This window comes from Chloroherpetonaceae bacterium (genome assembly GCA_025056565.1).
Classification (GTDB): domain Bacteria; phylum Bacteroidota; class Chlorobiia; order Chlorobiales; family Thermochlorobacteraceae; genus Thermochlorobacter.
Genome location: JANWWA010000063.1, coordinates 1 through 574, shown reverse-complemented (window position 1 = coordinate 574; position 574 = coordinate 1). Strand labels below are relative to the sequence as shown.

General features: G+C 57.1%; 1 protein-coding gene. It reads left to right on the top strand.

Features of this window, described 5'->3' with window-relative positions; translation table 11 throughout:
• On the top strand, positions 1-574 hold a 574-nt coding region (locus NZM05_12685; protein MCS7014471.1), incomplete at both ends, for an argininosuccinate synthase.

Below are 574 nucleotides of genomic sequence, written 5' to 3'. Positions count from 1 at the left end.
TGGGGCAAAGTATTGAGGCGGGGCCGCTGGAAGACCCCTGGCTGGAACCACCAGAAGAAATTTACACGCTGACACGTTCGATTGCCCAAGCGCCCCCTTTGCCGGAGTACATCACGGTGGATTTTGTCCAGGGACAACCGGTGGGTGTGAATGAGGAACCCCTGCCGCCAGTGGCGTTGATGGAGCAGTTGAATTTCCTGGCGGGACGACATGGCGTAGGCCGGATTGACATGATCGAAAACCGGCTGGTGGGGATCAAATCGCGGGAGGTGTACGAGGCGCCAGGGTTAGCGGTGTTGATAACGGCGCACCAAGCCCTGGAAAGTTTGACCCTGACGCGGGATGTGACCCATTACAAGTATGGGATTGAGCGCACCTATGCCGAACTGGTCTACAACGGGTTGTGGTTTAGCCCCCTGAAAGCGGCACTGGATGCGTTTATTCAAGAGACGCAAAAACGGGTGACAGGGACAATTCGCTTGCGGCTCCATAAGGGCACGGCAACGGTGGTGGGGTGGCAATCGCCCTATTCCCTGTATGACCCTGATTTGGCGACCTATACCGAAGGCGACCA